The sequence below is a fragment of the Lentilactobacillus sp. genome, assembly GCF_040773105.1.
In the GTDB taxonomy this organism is placed as follows: domain Bacteria; phylum Bacillota; class Bacilli; order Lactobacillales; family Lactobacillaceae; genus Lentilactobacillus; species Lentilactobacillus parabuchneri.
The window spans coordinates 1-4223 of record NZ_JAXGWW010000178.1 but is presented as its reverse complement, the minus strand read 5'-3'; the positions used below and the strand labels follow the sequence as shown (position 1 = coordinate 4223).

At 44.7% G+C, this 4223-nt stretch carries 3 protein-coding genes and 1 pseudogene; 2 read left to right on the top strand and 2 right to left on the bottom strand.

Features of this window, described 5'->3' with window-relative positions; genetic code table 11:
* Positions 1-349 precede the first annotated feature (349 nt).
* Positions 350-2095 (bottom strand): phospho-sugar mutase, encoded by a 1746-nt coding sequence (locus AB3112_RS08800; RefSeq protein ID WP_084974217.1) that lies wholly within the window; start codon positions 2093-2095, stop codon positions 350-352.
* A gap of 199 nt (positions 2096-2294) precedes the next feature.
* Here AB3112_RS08800 and AB3112_RS08795 point away from each other — a divergent pair, with 199 nt between their 5' ends.
* Both AB3112_RS08795 and AB3112_RS08790 read left to right on the top strand, forming a co-directional pair.
* A complete protein-coding gene (locus AB3112_RS08795; RefSeq protein ID WP_084974219.1) occupies positions 2295-3299 on the top strand; it encodes a LacI family DNA-binding transcriptional regulator in 1005 nt (334 codons plus the stop codon).
* A gap of 131 nt (positions 3300-3430) precedes the next feature.
* Complete coding sequence (locus AB3112_RS08790) at positions 3431-3745, top strand: hypothetical protein (RefSeq protein WP_084974220.1); 315 nt, start codon at positions 3431-3433, stop codon at positions 3743-3745.
* A gap of 158 nt (positions 3746-3903) precedes the next feature.
* Here the strand turns inward: AB3112_RS08790 and AB3112_RS08785 are convergent.
* Positions 3904-4223: pseudogene (locus AB3112_RS08785) on the bottom strand (fatty acid-binding protein DegV); the annotation flags it as partial.

The following is a 4223-nucleotide window of genomic DNA, read 5'->3' as shown; positions in this document are numbered from 1 at the left end:
TTTTGATAACGGTGGCGTGAGCGGGCTGAGCGGCGGCAAATAATCCCCCAAGCAGCAGGCCACTGCAGACCATGAATTTTGTTGTAAATCGCATTTTTCTTCCCCCTTACATAGGTTAATTGTAGCAGAGTCGGGGGAGATTGGTAGGTAAAAAACAGAGTGTGAGTCAGGGCGCCCAGCAACCGGAGCATAAGCTGGTTTCCTTGGAAATCGAGTTTGATTTTCAAGGAAAGTGGCTTATGTGCAGGTTGTTGCCCTGGGGAACACTTTTGCACTACGTAATAGCACCAAAAAAAGGCCGAAACAAAAGTTTTCACCTTTGTCTCGGCCCCGCAGCTAATAAGAATATTTAGTTATTGATTAATTTATCAATCATTGTGTCAACGGCGTCTACATAGCCGGCAAGCTTCTTGTCAGCGGCATCTTGGCTCTTGTCGTCAACTTCCAAGTAGAACTTCACTTTAGGCTCAGTTCCTGAAGGACGGACGGCCAGCCAAGTTTCATCATCCAACCAGTATTTCAAAACGTTGGATTTTGGCAGGTCAATCGTGGATTTCTTGCCATCTTTATCGGTTAATTCGGATGACTGGTAATCGGCGTGGCTGACAACTTGATGACCGTTAAATTCAGTCAGTGGGTTGTCGCGCAATTCAGACATGATGTGGGCCATCTTGTCTTTGCCGTCAAGGCCATCAAATTCCTTGGCAATCGTCTTTTCAGCATAGTAACCATACTTTTGGAACATCTCTTGAACACCATCGTACAAGGTCTTGCCTTGGCTCTTGTAGTAAGCTGAAACTTCAGCCAACAGCAGAACAGTTTGGATCGCATCCTTATCACGTACAAACGGCTTGATCAGGTAACCAAAACTTTCTTCAAAACCAAATAAGAAGGTGTGGTCATGCTCAGTTTCGTAATGGTGAATGGCTTCCGCGATGAATTTAAAGCCGGTCAAAACGTTGTTGGTGGCAACACCGTACGAAGCTGCAATCTTTGGCGCCAGGTCGGTGGAAACAATCGATTTCACGATTGTGCCGTCTGCAGGTAAATCGCCAGCTTTTTTCTTGGCTGCCAAAATGTAGTTTAAAAGAACACTGGCAATTTGGTTACCACTTAAAAGCGTGTAGCTGCCGTCAGGTTGGCGAACCGCGCAACCCAGTCGGTCAGCATCAGGATCGGAGGCAATTAAAACGTCGGCTGAAACTTTCTTGCCAAGCTCACGGGCCAAGTCAAATGCTTGTGGGAACTCTGGATTTGGAAATGGCGTTGTTGGAAATTCCGGGTCGGCGATGGTTTGTTCCGGCACGACGACGTAATTCTTGAAACCTGCTTCTTCCAAGGCACGACGGGCAATCACTTTTCCAGTTCCGTGAAGCGGGGAGTAAACGAATTTCATGTTGGCACCGACGGTTTTGATCATATCAAGGTCGATGTTGACGGTTTTAACCTTGGCGAGGTAGGCTTGATCAACTGCTTCACCAATTAAGTTCATGATTTTAGCTTCACGCAAGTCCTGTTCAGGCGTAACATTGATAGCGAACAGGTCGCTGTTCTTACGAATGTAAGATGTGATCAGGTCGGATTCCTTAGGTGGCATTTGACCGCCGTCTTGACCGTAAATCTTGAAGCCGTTGTACTGTTTTGGATTATGGCTGGCAGTGATCATAATGCCGGCATAGGTGTTTAAATGACGAACAGCGAATGACAGTTCAGGTGTGGGGCGAATGTCGTCGAATACAAAGGTTGGAATGTGGTGATATCCCAAGACTTTAGCGGATTCGTGGGCAAACTCTTTTGAGTGGTAACGGGAATCAAAGCTGATGGCAACCCCGCGTTTTTTGGTTGCGTCATCCAAAGTATCCATAAATGAGGCAAGTCCTTCTGCGGCTTGGCGAACGGTGTAAATGTTCATCCGGTTGGTTCCGGCACCGAGAATTCCTCGCATTCCGGCGGTTCCAAATGACAGGTTCGTTCCAAATGCATCTTTCTTTTTATCTGAATCATTTTTCATTTTATTTAAATCTAATAAGATATCTGCTGGTAAATTAGGCTGGTCGGCCCATTGTTGGTAAGCTGCTTCAATTTTGTCGTCCACGACATGACCCTCCTTATATTTCAAATCAACTCAATTATAGAAATTTAGCTGTCATCCGTCAATAAGTTTACTAGCCAAAAACCTTAATATAACGGAATATCCTTGACATATCAGGGTAAAGAACATATATTTATTTTAGTAAATTAACTAAAACGATTCGATACATAAAAGCATGGTTATTTCATAGAGGGGTGAGATCATGGCAACAATCAAAGACATCGCGCGTAAAGCCGGGGTTTCAATCACCACGGTTTCGCGGGTGCTGAACTACGATAAATCATTATCCGTCAGTGACCTGACTCGCAAGAAGATTTTTCAGGCAGCCGAAGCACTGGATTATACCAAAAAGAAGCGGTCGAGCACCACTCGTGACAGCATCGCCGTTGTCCAGTGGTACACCGAACAACAAGAACTTGACGATTTGTACTACTTGTCAATTCGAATGGGCGTTGAAAAGCAGGCGGAGCGCGACCATTACAAGGTTAAGCGTTACTTTGCCGGGGATTCATTGACGGCTATTGATGATGTTAAAGGAATCGTCGCCATCGGCAAGTTTAGTGATGACCAGATTGCCGAGATGCAGGAAGTCACGGATAACGTCGTCTTCGTTGACTTTGATACCTTGGCGAAGGGCCATGACTGCGTGGTAACTGATTTTGATAATTCTACCAAGTCGGTGTTGAATTACTTCATTGAAAATGGTTTGAAGCGAATCGGTATGATTTCTGGTGTCGAATACAGTAATGACCATAAGTTGAAGATTACAGACCACCGCTTTGACGTTTTCAAAAATTTCCTCGAAAAGAAGTCACTGTTTGATCCGGCCAACGTTTTTGTCGGTGATTATACATTACAGTCAAGCTACAATTTAGTTGATCAGGCATTGAAGCGGTCAAGGGAATCATTTCCAAACGCACTGTTTGTGTCCAATGATGCCATGGCAGTCGGCGCACTTAAAGCCCTTCACGAACACGGTGTGAAGGTTCCGGATGATGTGAGTCTGGTCAGCTTCAATGACACGGCAGTCGCCAAATACGTGATTCCGTCCTTAACGGCGGTCAAGGTGTACACCAACAAAATGGGTGAAGTGGCGGTTCGACTTTTGGATTTGCTGGATAACAATCTTGATGGCGATGTCCATACGCCTGAAAAAGTCGTTGTGGCGACCCATCTGGTTGAACGGGAGAGTGTTCGAAAATCGTAAGTAAACAAAAAGTGGCTAAGACGAGGGCCTTGGCCACTTTTTATTTGTGGAAATTGGATGGATCGGGAACTATACACTGGCTAAAAAATATTTCATATCAAGTGATTCATGTGGATAGGAGATAGATAAAGATGAAACTAAAGAAAGCCATTGAACGCATCATACTAATTGTTGCTTTGTTTATTGTCATATTGGTAATTATTATGTCATCTTCTCCAAAAAACTCAGTTCGTGCCAGACTTCTTTTTTCGGGACGTGTGACATCAGCTTTGCAATGTCATCCAAAGGAAAATCGTGTTATGACCAAGGCGGAAAAAGCGCCGGTTTGGTCCATCGAGAAGAAATATTCATACTTAGACTCATCCGGATCATATTACCAGCAAGATTTTAAAATCCATCAGTTTGTTTTTTTGAATTATGCAACACCGATTCCAACTTCTGCATAAGCGATGAATTGATCATTTCGTTTATGAAAAAGAGGTAGCTGGTAAGATATGAAAGACTATTTTTCTCCGCTTAGTCCAATAACGGGGTTCAACGCAAGTCCCGCGTTAAACCCCGTTGTTACACTAATGCTCGAAAGCTAACCGGCTTGCTACGCACTCTACCCCAACAAATACGTTACCCCCGTCGACTCTCTGCCAATAAAGGTTGTCATCTCTGGGTTTGTCGGCACAATTGAAATCGGGACAAACGGGAACTCCTGCGTGAGCATTTCTCTTAAGAACTTTGCCCGTTCACTTGTTCCTGAGTGAAGGATCGTCAATTTCACGATACATTCATCGTGCATTTCCTGCATTTGTGTCTTCCAGAAGTCATTGAGGGACTCATCCTTCGAGCCGTGGGCGACCAAGTCGAAGTCGTTATGGCCAAACTTAATCATATAGGCCGTGTTGGCGTGCTTGCCCAAAAATCCCCGCAGCT